Genomic DNA, 19,301 nt, shown 5'->3' on the forward strand with positions numbered 1-19,301 from the left:
CTCAGAACTCCAGTTCCGGAACGTCGAGCCAGCGGCGCTCGGCCCAGGACTTCAAGCCCAACTCGGCAAGCTGCACGCCCTTGGCGCCGGCCTCGAGGCCATAGGGCCAGGGGCCGTCCTCGGCGACGTGGCGCAGGAACATCTCCCATTGCGCCTTGAAGCCGTTGTCGAAGACCTGCGTGTCCGGCACTTCGTCCCAGGTCTGGTAGAAATCGATCCCCTGCGGCTGATCCGGATTCCAGACCGGCTTGGGCGTGTTGACGCGGTGCTGGGTCCAGCATTTCGTGAGCCCTGCGACGGCCGAGCCGTGCGTGCCGTCGACCTGGAAGGTGACGAGATCGTCACGACGGACCCGAACCGCCCAGGAGGAGTTGATCTGGGAAATGACTCCCCCGTCGAGTTCGAAGGTTGCATAGGCGGCGTCGTCCGTGTCGCAGTGATAGGCGCGGCCCTGCTCGTCGATGCGGGTCGGGATATGAGTGGCGCCGAGGCATGAGACGGCCTTGACCTCGCCAAAGAGATTGTCGAGCACGTAACGCCAGTGGCAGAGCATATCGAGGATGATGCCGCCACCGTCCTTCTTGCGGTAGTTCCAGGAGGGACGCTGGGCCGGCACGCCCCAATCGCCCTCGAAGACCCAATAGCCGAATTCGCCGCGCACCGAGAGTATTTTGCCGAAGAAGCCGGAGTCCCTCAAAAGCGCCAGCTTGCGAAGGCCGGGCAGGAAAAGCTTGTCCTGCACAACGCCGTGCTTCAGGCCTGAGGCGCGGGCCTTGCGCGCCAGATTGAGCGCGGTCCGCAGATCATCTGAAATCGGCTTTTCGCAATAGACATGCTTGCCGGCGTCGAGCGCCCGGCCAATCAGTTCGGCGCGCATGAGAGTCGTGCCGGCGTCGAAGAATATCTGGTTCTGCGGATCGGCAAGCGCCGCGTCGAGGTCGCTCGACCAGCGGGCAATGTCATGGCGCTTGGCCAATTGCTCGATCTTGTCTCGGTTGCGGCCGACGATGATCGGGTCGATCTCCAGCCGATCACCGGACGCAAGCGCGATGCCGCCCTGGTCGCGGATCGCCAGAATTGAGCGCACCAGATGCTGGTTATAGCCCATGCGGCCGGTGACGCCGTGCAGAATAATCCCTAAGCGCGCCATATCATCTCCTCCCTGCCAGGCAATCGGGGCGGACCAGCCCTCCCAAGCCAGTAACTAAACGGTTACTTTGTGGCAGAGAGCAACCGCACTTGTCAACATTAAAAACGACATGTCAGCGATTCAGCGGCGGATCGACGAAAGCGTCACATGCACGATATGCTGCTTCCAAGCCTCGATATTGGCCTTGTCCGCGAGGTCGCGACCGAAGATCGTCGTCAGCGTATGCTGGTTCGAGAGGTAGAAATAACCAAGCGCTGCGATCGTCAGATAGACGTTCAGCGGATCGATGTCGGTTCGAAAAAGTCCCTTCGCCTTGCCGCGATCGAGCAGGCCGGCGAGCTTGTCGATGAAATTCGAATGCAGCTCCTTAAGCCGGGTCGATTGTCGAAGCCAGCGGGCGCGATGCAGGTTCTCGGTACCGAGGAGACTTAGGAACTCCGGGTGATCGAGGAAATACTTCCAGGTGAACATGGCGAGCTCGGCAACGCCCTGCTCCGGCTCCAAGTCACTGAGATGCAATGATCTTTCTGCCGACCGGATGCCGATATAGGCTTCCTCGAGCACGGCGAGATAGAGTTGCTCCTTGTCGCCGAAGTAATGATAGAGCATTCGCTTGTTGGTGCCGGCGCGCTCGGCTATGGCGTCGACCCGAGCGCCGCCAATACCGTTCTCCGCAAACTCCTTGGTCGCCGCCGCGAGGATCGAGGCGCGCGTTCGCTCGGGATCACGCTGAGCCGGGCGCTCCGCCCCTCCTTCACCGCTTCGTCGTCTGCCTCGAACTCTCGACTGAGCCTTGTCCATCCCGCGCCTCCCGCATCCCATACCCGGAGGCATTCGACACGACATTGTAATATTTTCTTACAAGATAATGACACTTCCGCGCACAACTGCTTGACAGCATCGATGCTTCCCCATAATTTGTAACCAAATAGTTATTTAATGCAAGAGGACGATCTAAAACCACGCAAGGGAGCGTTGTGGAGGCGCTCCCCAGGGAGGAGGACCAATGACAATGTGGATGACGAGACGCAGGGTGCTCGCAGGAGGAGCGGCACTTCTATCCTATTCCATGCTCGCTTCGAGCGCGCTTTCGCAGGAAGCTCGTCTCAGGGTGCTCTGGTGGGGTTCTCAGGCGCGCGCCGACCGCACCAATAAGGTCAATCAACTCTTTCAATCGGAAAACCCGGGCGTCTCGATGAATGGCGAGTTTCTCGGCTGGAGCGACTACTGGCCGCGCCTTGCGACCCAGGTTGCCGGACGCAATGCGCCCGACATCATCCAGATGGACTATCGCTACATCGTCGAATATGCCCGCCGCGGTGCGCTCGCCCCGCTCGACGAGTATCTCGGCTCGGTGCTGAAGGTCGAGGATTTCGACAAGGTCCAGATCGAGGGCGGAAGCGTCGACGGCAAGCTCTACGGCGTGAGCCTCGGCGCCAATTCGGCGGCGATGATGGTCAATACCGTCGCCTTCGAGGAAGCCGGCGTCGATCTGCCGACGCCCGCGACCACCTGGGACGACATGGCGCGGATCGGCACCGAGATCACCAAGGCCGGCAAGCGCAAAGGCTTTTACGGCATCGCCGACGGCAGCGGCGTCGAGCCGCTCCTCGAAAACTGGCTGCGTCAGCGCGGCAAAGCGCTTTTCACCGCGGACGGCAAGATCGCCTATGACGCCAAGGACGCCGCCGACTGGTTCGCCATGTGGGCCGCGATGCGCGAGGCACAGGCCTGCGTGCCGCCGGACATCCAGGCGCTCGACCAGTACACCGTAGAGACGAGCCCGCTGTCGCTCGGCAAGGCGGCCGCCTCCTATGCCCACTCCAACCAGTTCGTCGCCTATCAGGGCGTCAACAAGGACAAGCTGAAGCTCAACAACTTTCCGCTGATCGGCAAGGATGCCAAGGGCGGGCATTACCGCAAGCCGTCAATGTTCTTCTCGGTTTCGGCTCAGACCAAGGATCCGGAACTCGGCGCCAAATACGTCAACTTCTTCGTCAAGGATCCGAAGGCTGCCGAGATCCTTGGGGTCGAGCGCGGCGTACCGGAGTCTGCAGCCGTGCGGGAGCAGCTGGCGCCGACGCTCGACGAACTCGGCCGCGCCATGCTCGACTACGTCTCAGGCCTCGGTGCGCTTGCCGGAGCCCTGCCGCCGCCTCCGCCGAGCGGCGCCGGCGAAGCGGAATTCGCGCTGCGCACCGTCGCCGAACAGGTGGCCTTCGGTCAGCTCGATGCGAAACAGGGCGGCGAGACGCTGGTGAACGAGGTTTCGCAAATCCTGTCGCGAGGCTGAAGGACATGGCTGCCGTGCAGGATTCCGCCGTAGCCGTCGGTGCGGGCGCCAAGGCGCGCCCCGCCGCACAGGGCCGCCTGGCCGCCATTTGGACGAAACATGGCGCCGGTTACATGTTTCTCTTGCCATGGCTCGTCGGCCTCTTCGGTCTGACGCTGGGGCCTGCCATCGCCTCTTTCTATCTCTCTTTCACGAATTTCGACCTGATCCGCTCCGCCGAGTGGGTCGGGACGGCCAATTACGTCCGCATTGCCACCGCCGACCCGAAATTCGCCGCCTCGCTCAAGGTGACGGTTCTCTATGTCGTGCTGTCGGTGCCGTTCAAGCTCGCCTTCGCGCTGCTGGTCGCCATCCTTCTCAATCGCGGCATCAAGGGCCTGACAGTCTATCGCGCGATCTTCTACCTGCCGTCGTTGCTCGGTGGCAGCGTGGCGATCGCCGTGCTCTGGCGTCAGCTCTTTGCCGGCGACGGGCTGGTCAACAGCCTGCTCGCGCAGTTCGGCATCGAGGGGCCAAGCTGGATCTCGCATCCCGACTACTCGATCTGGACGCTCGTGGTCCTGAGCGTCTGGCAGTTCGGCTCGCCGATGATCATCTTCCTCGCCGGTCTTCGCCAGATCCCGACAGACATGTACGAAGCTGCGAGCCTCGACGGCGCGTCGAAGTTCCGCCAGTTCTACAAGATCACGCTGCCGCTGCTCACCCCCGTCATCTTCTTCAATGCGGTGGTGCAGACGATCGAGGCATTCAAGGCCTTTACCCCCGCCTTCATCATCTCCGGCGGCACCGGCGGGCCGATCAATTCGACGCTGTTCTACACGCTCTATCTCTACCAGGAGGCCTTCGGCAATTTCCGCATGGGATATGCCTCGGCGCTGGCCTGGATCCTCGTGCTGATTATCGGCGTGTTCACCGCCTTCTCGTTTCTCACCTCTCGTTACTGGGTGCACTACGATGACTGATGCGACCATGAGCACGGTAACCGCCCCGCCCCCGCCGCCGGCCATCCGTCGCAGCCCCTTGAGCTCGACCTTAATCCATGCGGCGCTGATCGCCGCGTCGATCGCCATGCTCTATCCGCTCCTGTGGATGGTCTCGGCTTCGGTCAGGCCGGAGGATGAGATATTCTCCTCGACATCGCTCTGGCCGTCCTCGGTCGATCTCGGCTCCTATGTACGCGGCTGGTTCGGGCTCGACGTCAGCTTCGGCCGTTTCACCTGGAACTCGTTCGTCATCGCCGTCCTGACGGTGATCGGCAATGTCGTCGCCTGCTCGCTTGCGGCCTATGCCTTCGCCCGGTTGCGCTTTGCCGGCCGCAACTTCTGGTTCGCGATCATGCTGGGGACTATGATGATCCCCTATCACGTGACGCTGATCCCGCAATATGTGCTCTTTCTCGACCTCGGCTGGGTCAACACGATCCTGCCGCTGGTCGTGCCGAAATTCCTCGCGAGCGACGCCTTCTTCATCTTCCTGATGGTGCAGTTCTTCCGCGGAATTCCGCGTGAACTCGACGAAGCCGCGATGATGGACGGCTGCGGCCCCTGGCGCATCTACTGGAAAATCATGCTGCCGCTGTCGCTTCCGGTTCTGGCAACGGCTGCGATCTTCTCCTTCATCTGGACCTGGGACGATTTCTTCGGTCCGCTGATCTACCTGAACGACATGAACACCTACACGATCCAGCTCGGCCTCCGGACCTTCGTCGACTCGAGCAGCACCTCCGACTGGGGCGGCCTCTTCGCCATGTCGACGCTGTCGCTCGTGCCGGTGTTCTTCTTCTTCCTTTTCTTCCAGCGCCTTCTGATCGAAGGCATCGCCACCACCGGCATGAAACGTTAACGACGGAGAGACGACCGATGACCGAATTGCGTTTCGCCGCCGTCGGCCTCAACCACAACCACATCTATGGGCAAGTGAATTGCCTCATCAGGGCCGGCGCAAAGCTCGTCGGCTTCCATGAGAAGGACGATGCCCTCGCTGCGGAATTCACTGCCGCCTATCGCGACGTGCCCCGGATCGCCTCGCTCGAGCAGATTCTCGAGGACGAAAGCATCGGCCTCATCACGTCGGCCGCGGTCTCCTCCGATCGGGCGGAGCTGGCGATCCGCGCCATGCAGCACGGCAAGGACGTGCTGGTCGACAAGCCCGGCATGACGAGCCTCGACCAGCTCGCCAAAGTGCGTCGCGTCCAGGCGGAGACCGGGCGGATCTTCTCGATTCTCTATTCCGAGCACTTCGAAAGCCCGGCAACGGTGATGGCCGGCGAGCTCGTCGCCACCGGGGCGATCGGCGAGGTCGTGCACCTCGTCGGCCTTGGGCCACATCGGCTGCGCAAGGAAACGAGGCCCGACTGGTTCTTCCGCCGGCAGGACTATGGCGGCATCCTCACCGACATCGCCTCGCACCAGTGCGAGCAATTCCTGTTCTTCACCGGCGCCAGCGACGCCACCATTCTTTCGGCAAGCGTCGACAATCGCAGCGTGCCCGACATGGCCGAACTTCAGGACACCGGCAACATCCAGCTTTCAACGGGACGCGCCACCGGCACGATCCACGTCAACTGGCTGACGCCTGACGGCATGCCGACCTGGGGCGACGGCCGGCTCTTCATCGTCGGAACGACCGGCACGATCGAGGTCCGCAAGACCGTCGATCTCGCCGGGCGCGCGGGTGGCAACCACCTGTTCATAGCCGACCGAAGGGGCGTCGAGCATATCGACTGTGCGGGCGTCGAACTGCCCTTCGGTCACCAGCTTGTTGCGGATATCCGCGACAGAACCGAAACGGCCATGCCGCAGGAACGCTGCTTCAAGGCCATGGAGCTTGCGCTTCAAGCGCAGGCGATCGCCGAACGAAACCGGGAAACGAACTGACATGAGCGTGAAAACAGTCGCGGTCATCGGCTGCGGAATCGGACGATCCCATATCGTCGAAGGCTATGTGCCGCATCCGGATAAATTTAGGGTCAAAGCGATCTGCGACCTCGACGAGGAGCGGCTGAAGAGCGTCGGCGAGGAGTTCGGCATCGAACAGCGTACCACCTCGTTCAAGGAATTGCTTACCGACGAGAGCATCGACATCATCGACATCTGCACGCCGCCGGGGCTGCACGTGGAGCAGGTGCTCGATGCATTGGCCGCCGGCAAGCATGTGGTCTGCGAGAAGCCCCTCACCGGCTCGCTGAAGGGCGTCGACCGGATCATGGAGGCAGAAAAGCTGGCCCGAGGCGTCCTGATGCCGATCTTTCAGTATCGCTACGGCGACGGCATCGAAAAGGCCAAGCGGATCATCGATGCCGGAATTGCCGGAAAGCCTTACGTTGGCACGGTCGAGACCTTCTGGTTGCGCACAGCGGAATATTACTCCGTGCCTTGGCGCGGAAAATGGGAGAGTGAACTCGGCGGCGTGCTGGTCACCCACGCGCTGCACCTGCATGACATGATGCTGCATCTCATGGGCCCCGTCGCCAAGGTCTTCGGCCGCGTCGCGACGCGGGTCAACGACATCGAGGTCGAGGATTGCGCCTCGGCGAGCCTCTTGATGCAGAGCGGCGCCTTCGTGTCTCTCTCCTGTACGCTCGGCTCTCAGGAGCAGATCAGCCGGCTGAGGCTCCACTTCGAGAACGTCACCTTCGAAAGCAGCCATGAGGCCTATGCGCCTGGCAAGGACCCCTGGAAGATCATCGCTGCGAACGAGGCAGTTCAGGCCCGGATCGACGAGGTGATCGGCGACTGGCAGCCAGTCGCCCCGCGTTTCACCACGCAGATGGCGCATTTCCACGATCACTTGAGCGGCAAGGGTCCGCTTCCCGTCACGAGCAGCGACGCGCGGCGGGCGCTGGAGCTGGTGACTGCCATCTATCAGTCCGCCGACAGCGGCCAGGAAATAGCGCTGCCGATCGGGCCGGAGAGCCCGAAATACGCCGATTGGCGCGCGAACACGAGATAACCGGCTAGAGCGGGATGCGGAAGTGTGTGCGGTTTTCCGGGCCACATCCCACTCCAACCTATTGGAATCCGCAGGGAGGATTTGCGCAATGGCGACCAGCGTCGTTCTTCAGAAGGTCGAGAAGCGCTACGGTGCGCTCGACGTGATCCACGGCATCGACCTGACGATCGACCCCGGCGAATTCGCCGTCTTCGTCGGCCCGTCCGGCTGCGGCAAGTCGACCCTCTTGCGCATGATCGCCGGACTTGAAGAGATTTCGGGTGGCACCCTGCTCCTCGACAACGACAGGATGAACGAGGTGGCGCCCGCCAAGCGCGGCATCGCCATGGTGTTCCAGTCCTACGCGCTCTACCCGCATATGTCGGTTTACAAGAATTTGGCCTTCGGTCTCGAAACCGCCGGATACAGGAAGGCGGAGATCGAACCAAAGGTTCGCCGCGCCGCCGAGATCCTGCAGATCGAGAAGCTGCTCGACCGGAAACCCAAGGCTCTTTCCGGCGGTCAGCGCCAGCGGGTAGCAATCGGCCGGGCGATCGTGCGCGAGCCGCGGATCTTCCTTTTTGATGAGCCGCTCTCCAATCTCGACGCGGAACTCAGGGTCCAGATGCGTGTCGAGATTTCCCGGCTCCATCGCGATCTCGGCAACACGATGATCTATGTCACCCATGACCAGGTGGAAGCCATGACAATGGCCGACAAGATCGTCGTCCTCAATTCCGGCCATGTCGAACAGGTCGGCGCACCGCTCGAACTTTACAACAATCCCATAAACCGTTTCGTCGCCGGCTTCATCGGCAGCCCCAAGATGAATTTCCTAAAAGCCCGGATTGCGGAAGTTGGGGAAGGTGAAACGTCGATTGAGGTCTGCGGCGGCACGATCCGCCTGCCGCGCCGGCTCGCCGGCGCAACGGCTGGCGAAGAGGTCACTTTCGGTATCCGGCCGGAGCATCTCTCCGCCCGCGACAGCGGCATCGAACTTGCGCCGATCAATGTCGAGCTCGTGGAAAATCTCGGCGGCGAAACCATGCTCTACGGCATCACGCCGGACAATCAGCAGGTGACGGTCGCACTCGATGGCCAGCAGAAAGTGGAGCGCGGCACCAACCTCCCGGTCTATTTCGATCCCGGCCGCTGCCACGTATTCGGCGCCGACGGCAAGGCGATGTAGAAGGCGGCTGGGCTGCCGGCAACGAGGCTTTGCTATTCCTCGCGGCACCTGGTTTGGCGACGTTCCGCTTCCTCGATCTTATTTCAACGGCGCGAGCCGCCCTATGGACAGGTCAGGTTTCGTCAAAAAGTCGACCACCGCGCGGACTGCCGGCAATTGCCCGCGCCGGTGCGGCATCAGGATCGTCGTGGTGATCGTTCCTTCCGTCCACCCCGGCAGCAGATGGACCAGTTCGCCCCGGTCAAGGTCTGGTCTTGCGATCGTCTCAGGTAAACGGACGACTCCGAGGCCCGCCCTTGCGGCTCGCAGCAATACCCCAGCCTCATCGGCGCTGAGGCAGGCGCGCGGCGAAACCCGCACCTCTTCTCCCGTCTCGCTGCGAAGGCGCCAAACGTTTGAGCTCGGCCCCGCATTGACGCCGGCGTGGTCCGCAAGCTGCAGCGGAGACTGTGGCTTGCCATGCTCGGCCACGTAGTCCCGCGACGCAACGACAATGACCGGCTCGACGGACATGCGTCTTTGCATCAGTCCGGAGTCGGGCAGGGGCGCCATGTGGCTCCGGATCGCGATGTCGAAGCCTTCGTGGATGAGATCGACGAAACGATCGGTGACGTGAATATCCAGATGTATCCTGGGATATTCCCTCGACAGTGCCGCGAGGCGGTCGGCAAGTTGGAACTGCGCAACCGGGACCGAACTCGTGATCCTGACCCTGCCCACCGGCTCTGCCAACCGCCTCCGCACGACCTCCTCGGCTGCTTCGGCCTCGATGAGAGAAGCCCGCGCATGTTCATAGAACTCGCGCCCCACCTCGGTCAGGGTGAAGTTGCGGGACGTTCGGTGAATGAGCCGCGCACCGAGCTCGACCTCCAGTTCTGCCACCCGCTTGCTGATTGTCGATTTTGGTGCACCGATCATGCGGGCGGCCGCGGTAAAGCCGCCGCTGTCCACCGCACGTACGAACAATTGAAGGTCATTGAGGTTCAACATGGCTCCAACGTCCATACTGGTGGACTATAAGGCGCCATCTTAGCGACTTCAGCTGCAAAGTCTACTGATGCATGCTTTGAGCCGTTGAAGGGCATTAGTGATGCCCGACCTCAAGCATGGAGACTGAAATGGAACCTATCCTCTTCTACGGTGTCCCCTCGGGCTGCTCGTTCGGGTCGATCGTGGCTCTGGAATGGCTCGGCGAGCCTTACCGCCTGTCGCGCATCGAAATGCCGGGCGATGTCACGAGCGAGGCTTATCGGCGCGTCAACCCGGTCGCGGAGACGCCGGCGCTGATGGCAGGCGATGGCACAATCATCACCGAGAGCATGGCCATCCTCAATCATCTCGGGGCACTCGGCATCGGCACGGGGCTGGGCTTCCGGCAAGGCACCGCCGAGTTCGATCGTCTCAATCAGATCCTGGCTTTCCTCAATACCAGCCTGTTCAGTGGTTTTGCGCCTTTGTGGTACGCGCTGGAACATGACGTGCCAGGAGCTGCGAAGGATGCGCTGCGTGCTTACGGCGCCTCCTGTCTCGCCAACGTCCACGCCCATCTCGATAGAATGATTGAAGGTAAGGACTGGCTGCTGGGCGACCAACGCAGCTTGGCCGATGCCTACTTCATCGGCATTGCACGATGGACGAACTATCACGACGTACTCGACCGCAGGGACTATCCCTCGGTTCAGCGGCTCTACGAAAAGCTGGAGAACGATCCTGGGGTACGCTTCGCCCATGCGATCGAGCGCGGCGAAGCGGCTGAATCCAGCGGCGGCTTCGCGGGCGAGATCACGCTCGAGGAGGCTCTGAGCCTGCACAGGCAGGCTGCCTGATGAATCGGCCAGTGCCACCGCGGCACCGGCCCAACAATGACTTACGACGCAGTGCAACCCTACGGCACGAAGGAAGTTGTAGGGTCATACTGCGTCGGCGCTGATTTACGGCCACGCAAATGTGGTCCGGCAGCATGGTCGCAAACGCGCCTGTCCTCTATGACCCAGTCTCAACCGAAATCGTTGCTCTGCGTTGGATTCGTCATGGGCAGTCAAGCTCACCGACGTGACCGCGGCGTTGATTATCCCGAAATAGCCTGCGCGAATTAGATTTAGCAGCGCAGAGAGGATAAGCTCGCCCCGGAACGGAAAAATCGGTCTGGATGTCACATCGGGGGATCCTGTCTCGTCATGGTGTTGTCATCAACAACAGGAAAGCACATCATGACCGCCAAACTTGATCCCTTCGCCGCCGCCCCTGCTCTCATGAAAAGCTGGACCAGCACGTCGATGGCCGTCGCATCGAGCCTTGAACCGTCCTTGATCGAACTCGTCAAGATCCGGGCATCGCAGATCAACGGCTGCGCGAACTGCATCAACATGCATACTGCGGAAGCGCGCGCCAAAGGCGAAACCGAGCAGCGGATCTATCTGCTGTCGGCTTGGAGCGAGGCACCTTGTTATACCGATCGCGAGCGCGCCGCGCTCGGATGGACCGAGGCCCTGACGCGACTTTCGGAGCGTCATGCACATGAGAGTGTCTATCAGGAATTGAAGGCCCAGTTCACCGAGGAGGAGCAGGTGAAGCTCACGCTGATGATCAACGTCATCAATGGCTGGAACCGGATTGCGGTCGGCTTTGGTCTGTGGGTCGATCCGGCGGTCGCCGCAAACACCGCTGCCAAGGCGGTCGCCTGATGGCAGGCCAACTTCACCAGGACGCAGCGGCAAGTTTCGACCCGCTGCGTCCGAAGCTCGTCCGCGTCGCCTATCGCATGCTCGGCTCGGTGGCAGACGCCGAGGACGTGGTGCAGGAGGCCTTCATCCGCTGGATGGGGGCCGACCGCACCGGCGTGCGTGAGCCGGAGGCCTACCTGCGCCGCACGGTCACCCGGCTTTGCCTCGACCAGCTGAAATCGGCGCGCCGCCAGCGCGAGACCTATATCGGCCCCTGGCTTCCCGACCCTGTGGTCGAAGACGAAGAGCAGGAAGACGTCACCTTGCCGCTGATGCTTGCGCTCGAACGCCTCTCGCCGCTCGAGCGTGCGGCCTTCCTGCTGCATGACGTGTTCGGCCTGGCGTTCGAGGAGGTCGCGGCGACAATCCAGCGCGAACCCGCCGCCTGCCGGCAGCTCGCCGCCCGAGCACGCACCCACGTGCGCGAAGCGCGACCGCGCTTTCGCGTCGAGAAGGAGCGCGGCCTCGAGCTAGCGGAGGCCTTCTTCACCGCGTCCCGCAGCGGCGACATGACGGCGCTCGGGGCGATGCTGGCTACCGACGTCAGCGTCCACGCCGACGGCGGCGGCAAGCGTTCGGCGGCATTGCGACCGTTGATCGGCTTCGACGAGGTGATGAAGGTGCAGGAACATCTGGCAGCGCGGTTCAAGGAGCACGGCTCGACGCTTGTTCGGACCGGATTCATCAACGGCCTACCAGGCTTCGTCACGCTTGAGGCCGATGGTGAACTCCAGACGACGGCGCTCGAAATCGAGGACGGCATGGTGACAGCGATCTATATCGTGCGCAACCCAGACAAGCTGAGGCACCTTCATTAGCAGCGCATCCCCAAACGGGATGCCAGCACACCCGTTTGCCTTGTGCCTCCTGCAGGACTTAGAGCCTTTCCGGGTTAATGGAAACGATTCTGTTGGCTCAAGCGGAGCGGAATGTTTGCCCGGCTGGCGCGCGGCGTAGCCGAAGCATACGGCCAAGCCAGCCGGGCAAACAGGCCGCCCGCTTCAGCCAACCTCTACAGCGCCGCGCGTCTTATCAGACGCGCAAAGGTCGCTGTAGCACTTTGAATTGCTGCATGTCTTTGTCCTTGAAGCGAGATCGCTTCAAGGAGACGTGCAGTGGCCGGGCATCTTTCCGCCAGGATCAGAGGCGATCGCCTCGGCCGTACCTCCGGGTACGACCTGCGGCAATCGCCTCTGCCCTGACGAAAACCTGCTCCGGCAGAATGTTTCCATTTAACCCGGAAAGGGCCTAGCATACGCGCGAGCGTATGGAGACTTTCGATGACCTCAAGCTTCAATGTCCATAATGCGGCCGGCTATGAGCAGCTCATGGGCCGCTGGAGCCGGAGGCTCGCGCCGCTTTTCATCAACTTCGCCGGCCTTGCCGATGGCGAGAAGGTCCTCGATGTCGGCTGTGGCACCGGCAGCCTGACCTTCGCGCTTGCCGAAGCCGCAGACCTCGCCGAAATCGCCGCCATCGACTATTCGCCCGTTTTCGTCGAGGCGGCGGCGCGGCGCAACACCGATCCGCGAATAAGCATCCGACAGGCGGATGCCTGTGCCTTGCCCTATGACGACGGCACCTTCGACCGGGCCCTCGCACTGCTCGTGCTCCATTTCGTGCCCGCGGCCGCCCAGACCGTCGCCGAGATACGCCGGGTTGTCCGGCCGGGCGGTGTGGCCGCGGCGGCCGTGTGGGATCACCTCGGCGGCATGCCCGGCATGCGCATGATGGTCGATACGGTGGCGGCCCTCAGCGAAGGCGGGCGCCGGCTGCGCGAACGCTATTGTTTCCAGCCGATGATGCAGCCGGGCGAGATGAAGCAGACCTTCGTCGAGCAGGGTTTTTTGGACGTCGCGGAAACTGAGCTGATGATCCGCATGGACTACCAGAGCTTCGACGACTTCTGGGCGCCGATTGCCGCGGCCGAAGGGCCGCTCGGCCAATATGTGGCCACCCTCGATGAAACGGAGCGGATGCGTATCGGCGCCGCCGTGCGCGACGCTTACCAGGCCGGCCGACCCGACGGGCCGAGATCCTTCGCAAATGTCGCCTGGGCCTGCCGTGGTGCCGTTCCTTAAGTCGGGCATTTTCGCTTTCCACGCATGCCGAGTTTTGACCTGTCGTCCAGGTCGACGGCTTTGATCCGCTCGTCCGCCTTCATAGCCTGCGGTCGTCGAAGCGCCGGATTGGGACGCCCGCGACAGGACTGCGGGTCGCGAAAATGCCACCTGCCGGGCTGTCCTCGGCGATCCCTTCCGGACGCAACGACGTGACGAAAAGTGTCCTGAGCTCCGGCCCTGCGAAGCAGGGCATCGTCGGCGCCGTGACCGGGAACGGATGGGCCTCGATCAGCCCGCCCTCGGGGTCGAAGCGATTGAGCACGCCGGCAGAGACGCCGGCACTCCAGTAGTTGCCTTCGACATCTATCGCCGCGCCGTCTGGCCGGCCGCTGCCGTCATCGAGCGTGGCGAGCCTCCGACGCCCCGACATTGCGCCCGTCTGAGGGTCGAATTGCCAGCGATCGATCCAGGGTCCCCGCGAATCGGAGTGGAACAGGACGGTCCCGTCGGCACTCCAGGCAAGACCATTCGAACAGATCACGTCCGGCACCTTGCGCTCAACGGTTCCCTCCGCCGTCACGCGATAAAGGGAGGCGACGGGACGTCGGTCGGCAACGACGTCATGCATCGTGCCGACCCAGAAGGCGCCATCCGGCCCCACCTTGCCGTCATTCAGGCGAGTGTCCGGCCTCTCCGCCTCGACCACGGCGACCTGGCGGACGATCGCACCGTTTTCGGGATCGAACAGTACGACGCGATCGCGTTGCGCCAGGACGAGGCGCCCGGACTGCGTCAGACCGAGGCTGCAGGCGCCGTTCTCGACGCTCCATTCGACATGATCGGCGCCGGCAAGGTCGATCCGATGAACCGTGCTGCGGCCGATATCGACCAAGAACAGGCAGTTGCGGCGGTCGTCATACACGGGGCTCTCGGCTACCTGACAACGCAAGTCGAACACGCACTTGAAAGTCAGGTCGCAAGACATGTTCTCAACCTATCCCCACGTGTCAGTTGGCCCGCGCAGCCATCGGCAAAGACCCGGCCTGGAAGGCCCCGTTTTCGATAGTTGTCTCTCCTAGCATCGCCCTTGCGCTTTCTCAACTTGTAAATTAAAAATACAGGAAACTTGCAAGGGAGATTTCCATGAAGACCGCCCCCGTAGAAGTGGCCGACCTCGCTGCCTCCGTCGTCTCGGTGCCGCCGTTGGCGCGCGATGCGCGGGGAGAACCGAGCACTGCCGAAAACCGCAGGCAGGTGGATTGGCTGCGCTCGGGCGGTGTCACGACTTATCTCTATGGCGGCAATGCCAATCTCTACAATTTCAGCAGCACGGGTTTTGCCCACCTTCTCGACATCCTCGAGGAGATCGCACCGGCTGACGGCTGGATGATCCCGTCGATCGGCGCCGATTTCGGCAAGGCCATGGATCAGGCGGCCATTCTGCGGGAGCGCGCCTTTCCGACGGCGATGCTGCTGCCGCTCGGCTTTCCGGCGACGCCTTCGGGCGTCGCTAGGGGCCTTGTGAAGCTCGCCGATGCCGCCCGCCGGCCGCTGATCGCCTATATCAAGAATGGCGGCTTTCTCGATGCACGGGACGTCGCCCGTCTCTTCCGCGACGGCGCAATTGCGGCTGTGAAATACGCGGTGGTGCGCCCGGAGCCGACGAACGATCCCTACCTTGCCGCCATCCTCGATGCCGTCGGGTCCGGCGAGCGCATCGTCAGCGGCATTGGCGAGCGCCCGGCGATCGACCATCTGGAAATGGGTCTTGCCGGCTTCACCTCCGGCTCCGTCTGCATCGCCCCTCACCTGTCGACGGCGATCCTCAGGGCGTGCCGCGAAGGGCGGTTTGCCGACGCAAGAGCCATTCGCGCGGATTTCCTCCCGCTCGAGGACCTGCGGGATGCGCACTCGCCGATCCGCGTCCTGCACGAGGCGGTCCGGCTTGCCGGCATTTGCGACACGGGTCCGATCGGCGAATTCCTCTCCAATCTCGACGACGCCGAACGGCTCGGTACCATCGCCAAAGCCGCAAGGGCGCTGAAGGCAAGGAGCGAAGCGGCGGCCGGCGGAGCAAAGCGGCTGGCGACGGGTGCCTGACATGAATCAACCGGTGACGGAGAACGCGAGGCAGGCATGCACTCCCACGCGCCCGAATGGACTAAAGATCGCCGTAGGAGCCGGTGATGCGGGCGCGGGACTCCGTCAGGTGATGGCGCATGTAGAGGCGCGCGAGATCGGCGTTTTGGCTGGAGATGGCCGCGAAGATCTTCCGATGTTCCTCGAGGACGCGCCGCCGCCGGTCGTCCGAGCCATGCCGCGTGAGGCCGAGCGCCATGCGCATCGAGCCGCTCAGTATATCGCGCAACTCCTCAAGCAGACGCGGGAAAAGCTCGTTGCCAGCCGCCCTCGCCACGGCGAGATGAAAGGCGAAATCCTCCTCCCAACCGGACTCGCCGCGCGAAAAGGCGGTTTCGAGCGCCGCCAGCGCCTCGCCGATCTGAATGAGTTGCGCCTTGGTGCGGCGCATCGCGGCCAGTGCCGCAGATTCCGCCTCCAGCGCCAGCCGCGGCTCGAAAGCGCGGAGATAGCTTGCAATATCCGCGGACGCCGCGAAATCGGTGAGCTTGCTCGACGGGCGGCTTTTCACAAAGGTGCCGATTCCCTGGCGCGAGACGACGAGCCCGTCCGCCTGCAGCCGCATCAGCGCCTCACGCACCACCGGCCGGGAAACCTGGAAATCACGGCAGATCCGGGCCTCCGACGGCAGTTTCGCGCCTTCGACAAGTTCTCCGCTGGTGATCTGCTCGAGGATCTGGCCGTAGAGAACGTCGGCGAGGCGTTCGCGCCGCGCCGGCTTCAACTTCAACGTCACGTCGTTCAATCGCTTGTCTCGCCTGTCATTTTTTTGAACAGGTGTAGCTTAGCCGAGCCGATGCGGAATGCAAAGGAGGTCGCCAATGGCCAAACGCAAGTCTCCAGAAGATCTTAGAAGCTTTCGCTGGTTCGGCGCAAAGGACCTGCGTTCCTTCGGCCACCGCTCCCGGCTCTTCCAGATGGGCTACGATCAGCGGGAAATCGCCGGCAAGCCTGTTATTGCGATTATCAACACCTGGAGCGACATCAACCCGTGCCATGCGCATCTGCGCGCCCGGGCCGAGGAGGTCAAGCGCGGCGTCTGGCAGGCCGGCGGCTTCCCCGTCGAACTGCCGGCCATGTCGCTCGCCGAAACCTATGTGAAGCCAACGACGATGCTCTACCGCAACTTTCTCGCCATGGAAGTGGAAGAGCTCATTCGCTCGCACCCGGTCGACGGCGTGGTGCTGCTCGCCGGCTGCGACAAGACCACTCCGGCGACGATCATGGGCGCGATCCAGGTCGACCTGCCGACAATCTTCGTGCCGGCCGGGCCGATGCTGCGCGGCAATTATCGCGGTCAGGCGCTCGGTTCTGGCTCCGATGTCTGGAAATACTGGGCGGACAAGGAGGCGGGGCTGATCTCCGAACTGCAATGGAACGAGATGGAGCGCGGCATTGCCCGCTCCTTCGGCACCTGCATGACCATGGGCACCGCCTCGACCATGACGGCACTCGCGGAAACGCTCGGTCTCTGTCTCCCCGGCGCCTCCACCATACCAGCGGCCGATGCCGGCCACTCGCGAATGGCGGCGCTTTCCGGCGCCCGCGTCGTCGACATGGTTTTCGAGGACCTGAAACCCTCCGACATGCTGACCGCCAAGGCCTTCGAGAATGCGCTTGTCGTACACATGGCGATGGCCGGCTCGACGAACGCGATGATCCACCTGATCGCTATGGCGCGGCGCTGCGGCGTGCCTCTGATACTCGACGACTTCGACCGCATGTCGGAGAACGTGCCGGTGCTCTGCAATATCCGCCCGACCGGGGCGTTCCTGATGGAGGATTTCCATTATGCCGGGGGTCTGCTGGCGCTCTGGAAGCGCCTGCAGCCGCTGCTTCATCTTGAGGAGCGCAACGTCATCGGCACCATCGGCGAGGCGATAACACACGCCGAGGTTCACCTGCCGGAGGTCATCCGTCCGCTCGACAATCCGGTTGCCCCGCGCGGCGGCACGGCGATCCTCAAGGGCAATCTCGCCCCGGACGGTTGCGTCATGAAGCCCGCCGCCGCCGACCCGGCGCTCCTCAAGCATCGCGGTCCTGCCCTTGTCTTCGACGATTACGACTCGATGATGCGGGCGGTAAACGACGAGGATCTCGACGTCACCGCCGATACCGTGCTCATCCTGCGCAATGCCGGGCCGGTCGGCGGGCCGGGCATGCCGGAGTGGGGCATGTTGCCGATCCCGAAGAAACTGCTCAGAAAGGGCGTGCGTGACATGGTGCGCATCTCCGACGCCCGCATGAGCGGCACCAGCTATGGCGCCTGCATCCTGCACGTGGCACCGGAGGCCTATGTCGGCGGACCGCTCGCCGCGGTCAACAACGGCGATATCGTCTCGCTCGACGTCGCCAAGCGCTCTATCAACCTCGAGGTCGATCCGGCGGAGATCGAACTCCGGCTTGCCGCATGGCAGCCGCCCGCGCGCGACTATTCGCGCGGCTATTTGAAGATGCATGCCGAGCACATCCAGCAGGCGCCGGACGGTTGCGACTTCACCTTCCTGCAGTCGCCGCACAAACTGCCCGAACCCGAGATACACTAAGGACGAGCCCGGACCTGATTCAATCTTTGTTGGCAATTTCCCGTTAGCCTTTCCGACCAATGGTCGCGCAGTCACCGAGCGCTGCAGCCGACAGTTGTCATCGCGTAACGGGTCCTCATGCGTTCATCAGCCACGCCAGCCGTCCTCCTCACCTGCTTGATCCTCGCAGGCTGCGCATCAAGTTCCAGCCCCGAAAGCGTCCTTTCGCCGCGGTCGTCGAAAGAAATCACGAGCTCCGTTGCGCCCGCGCTTGCGGTACCTGCCCCCGTTCCTTCCGCAGCCGTGGGTCCGGCGACAGCGCCGGCCGAGTCGCAAGAGGCGCTTGCCTGGGCGGGGCCGGTTCCGGATTCGCAGGCCTTCGCACCCATGGAGCGGGAAGCCGGTATGCCGGTACCGAACGCGCGGCCCGTCGCGTTCGTCACCCCGGAGAATCCCGCGAACAGCCCGGCTGCACGCATGCGCTCGCGCGTCTATAGCCAGCAGTTCCGCGATGCCAAACCGATCAATTTCGGCAAGAGATCGCCGCGTAAACTTGCCGTCCACGGCGTCGACGTCTCCCGTTGGCAGGGCGAAATCGATTGGGCGAAGCTTCGAAGCCGGGGCGCGAACTTCGCCTATATCAAGGCGACCGATGGCGGCGACCATCTCGACCCGATGTTCAAGAAGAACTGGCGCCGGGCACAGGCCGCCGGTCTGAAACGCGGCGCCTATCACTTCTTCTACTGGTGCCGGACGGCAGGCGAGCAGGCCGACTGGTTCATCCGTAACGTGCCAAGGGAGGCCGATGCGCTGCCGCCGGTGATAGACGTCGAATACAATGGTGAATCGAGCTGCAAGCGACGCCTCTCGCCGGCGCGCGTGCGGGAGAAGATGCAGGTCTTCATGGACAAGCTCGAGCGCCATTACGGGCAGCGGCCGATCATCTATACCGCACCGGATTTCTATCGCGACAATCTCGACGGCGCCTTTCCAAACCATCCTTTCTGGCTGAGATCGGTGGCCGCCCATCCGTCCAAGGTCTATCCCGGCCGCAAATGGATCTTCTGGCAATATTCCGGTTCCGGCCTGTCGCACGGCGTCGACGGCAGGATCGACCTCAATGTCTTCCATGGCAGCGAGGAGGACTGGCACGCCTGGGTGGCGGCGCGCTCCACCTGAACGCTGACCGGAGCCATCGAAGGCGGCCACTTTCATCGCTGCACGTTGGCTCGCCGCTGCAATTGCGGCAATGCACAATAGGCCATTGCGTCCAGCCCGGCCGTTCCCTA

Annotated in this window: 18 protein-coding genes; 13 read left to right on the top strand and 5 right to left on the bottom strand. The window is 62.9% G+C overall.

The window, feature by feature from the left end:
• Position 1: 1 nt before the first annotated feature.
• Together J2Z31_RS01660 and J2Z31_RS01665 are read right to left on the bottom strand one after the other, a co-directional pair.
• A complete protein-coding gene (locus J2Z31_RS01660) occupies positions 2-1,150 on the bottom strand; it encodes a Gfo/Idh/MocA family protein (RefSeq protein ID WP_209600135.1) in 1,149 nt (382 codons plus the stop codon).
• 120 nt (positions 1,151-1,270) lie between these two features.
• Positions 1,271-1,951, bottom strand: coding sequence for a TetR/AcrR family transcriptional regulator (locus J2Z31_RS01665; protein ID WP_209600136.1), 681 nt, complete (start codon positions 1,949-1,951; stop codon positions 1,271-1,273).
• A gap of 205 nt (positions 1,952-2,156) precedes the next feature.
• Between J2Z31_RS01665 and J2Z31_RS01670 the strand changes: the two genes are divergently transcribed.
• The 6 genes from J2Z31_RS01670 (at position 2,157) to J2Z31_RS01695 (ending at position 8,562) form a co-directional block, all read left to right on the top strand.
• Positions 2,157-3,443, top strand: a complete 1,287-nt coding sequence (locus tag J2Z31_RS01670) for an ABC transporter substrate-binding protein (RefSeq protein WP_209600137.1) — start codon at positions 2,157-2,159, stop codon at positions 3,441-3,443.
• A 5-nt stretch (positions 3,444-3,448) separates the two neighbouring features.
• Positions 3,449-4,405 carry a carbohydrate ABC transporter permease gene (locus J2Z31_RS01675; RefSeq protein WP_209600138.1) on the top strand — a complete coding sequence of 319 codons (957 nt, stop codon included), beginning with the start codon at positions 3,449-3,451 and terminating at the stop codon, positions 4,403-4,405.
• On the top strand, positions 4,398-5,285 hold the full coding sequence (locus J2Z31_RS01680) for a carbohydrate ABC transporter permease (protein WP_209600139.1): 888 nt from the start codon (positions 4,398-4,400) through the stop codon (positions 5,283-5,285). The genes J2Z31_RS01675 and J2Z31_RS01680 overlap by 8 nt, the downstream gene beginning before the upstream one ends.
• 17 nt (positions 5,286-5,302) lie before the next feature.
• Positions 5,303-6,319, top strand: coding sequence for a Gfo/Idh/MocA family protein (locus tag J2Z31_RS01685; RefSeq protein WP_209600140.1), 1,017 nt, complete (start codon positions 5,303-5,305; stop codon positions 6,317-6,319).
• 1 nt (position 6,320) lies between these two features.
• Positions 6,321-7,394 carry a Gfo/Idh/MocA family protein gene (locus J2Z31_RS01690; RefSeq protein ID WP_209600141.1) on the top strand — a complete coding sequence of 358 codons (1,074 nt, stop codon included), beginning with the start codon at positions 6,321-6,323 and terminating at the stop codon, positions 7,392-7,394.
• 88 nt (positions 7,395-7,482) lie between these two features.
• Positions 7,483-8,562, top strand: coding sequence for an ABC transporter ATP-binding protein (locus J2Z31_RS01695; protein WP_209600142.1), 1,080 nt, complete (start codon positions 7,483-7,485; stop codon positions 8,560-8,562).
• 78 nt (positions 8,563-8,640) lie between these two features.
• Here the strand turns inward: J2Z31_RS01695 and J2Z31_RS01700 are convergent, their stop codons facing one another.
• Positions 8,641-9,552, bottom strand: coding sequence for a LysR substrate-binding domain-containing protein (locus tag J2Z31_RS01700; protein WP_209600143.1), 912 nt, complete (start codon positions 9,550-9,552; stop codon positions 8,641-8,643).
• A gap of 128 nt (positions 9,553-9,680) precedes the next feature.
• Between J2Z31_RS01700 and J2Z31_RS01705 the strand changes: the two genes are divergently transcribed.
• From J2Z31_RS01705 to J2Z31_RS01720, 4 genes are all read left to right on the top strand, one after another.
• Positions 9,681-10,388 (top strand): glutathione S-transferase family protein, encoded by a 708-nt coding sequence (locus J2Z31_RS01705; protein ID WP_209600144.1) that lies wholly within the window; start codon positions 9,681-9,683, stop codon positions 10,386-10,388.
• 384 nt (positions 10,389-10,772) lie between these two features.
• Positions 10,773-11,246 (top strand): carboxymuconolactone decarboxylase family protein, encoded by a 474-nt coding sequence (locus J2Z31_RS01710; protein ID WP_209600145.1) that lies wholly within the window; start codon positions 10,773-10,775, stop codon positions 11,244-11,246.
• Positions 11,246-12,103, top strand: a complete 858-nt coding sequence (locus J2Z31_RS01715; RefSeq protein WP_209600146.1) for a sigma-70 family RNA polymerase sigma factor — start codon at positions 11,246-11,248, stop codon at positions 12,101-12,103. The genes J2Z31_RS01710 and J2Z31_RS01715 overlap by 1 nt, the downstream gene beginning before the upstream one ends.
• 462 nt (positions 12,104-12,565) lie before the next feature.
• Positions 12,566-13,366 (top strand): class I SAM-dependent methyltransferase, encoded by an 801-nt coding sequence (locus J2Z31_RS01720; protein ID WP_209600147.1) that lies wholly within the window; start codon positions 12,566-12,568, stop codon positions 13,364-13,366.
• Positions 13,367-13,445: 79 nt separating this feature from the next.
• Here the strand turns inward: J2Z31_RS01720 and J2Z31_RS01725 are convergent, their stop codons facing one another.
• The gene (locus J2Z31_RS01725) at positions 13,446-14,333 is read right to left on the bottom strand and encodes an SMP-30/gluconolactonase/LRE family protein (RefSeq protein ID WP_209600148.1); all 888 of its coding nucleotides are present in this window, start codon (positions 14,331-14,333) and stop codon (positions 13,446-13,448) included.
• A 158-nt stretch (positions 14,334-14,491) separates the two neighbouring features.
• Between J2Z31_RS01725 and J2Z31_RS01730 the strand changes: the two genes are divergently transcribed.
• Entirely contained in the window at positions 14,492-15,448 is a 957-nt protein-coding gene (locus tag J2Z31_RS01730; protein WP_209600149.1) for a dihydrodipicolinate synthase family protein, read from the top strand.
• A 61-nt stretch (positions 15,449-15,509) separates the two neighbouring features.
• Here J2Z31_RS01730 and J2Z31_RS01735 read toward each other — a convergent pair whose 3' ends face one another.
• Positions 15,510-16,232 (bottom strand): FadR/GntR family transcriptional regulator, encoded by a 723-nt coding sequence (locus J2Z31_RS01735; protein ID WP_209600150.1) that lies wholly within the window; start codon positions 16,230-16,232, stop codon positions 15,510-15,512.
• A 76-nt stretch (positions 16,233-16,308) separates the two neighbouring features.
• Here J2Z31_RS01735 and araD point away from each other — a divergent pair, with 76 nt between their 5' ends.
• Together araD and J2Z31_RS01745 are read left to right on the top strand one after the other, a co-directional pair.
• Entirely contained in the window at positions 16,309-18,033 is a 1,725-nt protein-coding gene (gene araD, locus J2Z31_RS01740) for an L-arabinonate dehydratase (protein ID WP_209600151.1), read from the top strand.
• Positions 18,034-18,150: 117 nt separating this feature from the next.
• A complete protein-coding gene (locus tag J2Z31_RS01745) occupies positions 18,151-19,191 on the top strand; it encodes a glycoside hydrolase family 25 protein (RefSeq protein WP_209600152.1) in 1,041 nt (346 codons plus the stop codon).
• The last annotated feature ends 110 nt before the right edge of the window (positions 19,192-19,301 follow it).

This window comes from Sinorhizobium kostiense, from assembly GCF_017874595.1.
GTDB classification, from domain to species: Bacteria; Pseudomonadota; Alphaproteobacteria; order Rhizobiales; family Rhizobiaceae; genus Sinorhizobium; species Sinorhizobium kostiense.